Origin of the sequence: Achromobacter sp. SIMBA_011 (genome assembly GCF_046535435.1) — a bacterium.
In the GTDB taxonomy this organism is placed as follows: domain Bacteria; phylum Pseudomonadota; class Gammaproteobacteria; order Burkholderiales; family Burkholderiaceae_B; genus Achromobacter; species Achromobacter dolens.
The window spans coordinates 1-278 of record NZ_JAWRWN010000327.1 but is presented as its reverse complement, the minus strand read 5'-3'; the positions used below and the strand labels follow the sequence as shown (position 1 = coordinate 278).

Genomic DNA, 278 nt, shown 5'->3' with positions numbered 1-278 from the left:
ACTTCCTGCACGATCGCGAGCCCGAGCCCCGACCCTGTACGCCGTTCGCTGCCGTCCGGCGCGATCCGCACGAACGGCTGCAGCGCTGCGTCCCAATGCTCGCGCGGAATCCCGCGCCCGTTATCGGTGACGGTCAGCGTCACCGCATCGTCGCTGTTGCCCGCGGTCGCAACCGACACGACGATATCGTCCGCATGCCCATGCAGCAGCGCGTTGTGCAGCACGTTCGACAACGCTTCCTGCAGACTGATTGCATCGCCGTCGATCCACGCATGCGG

1 protein-coding gene is annotated in these 278 nt (G+C 66.5%); it reads right to left on the bottom strand.

Annotated elements, in window-relative coordinates; all coding sequences use genetic code 11:
* On the bottom strand, window positions 1–278 hold a 278-nt coding region (locus SB816_RS31165), incomplete at both ends, for an ATP-binding protein (RefSeq protein WP_410548135.1).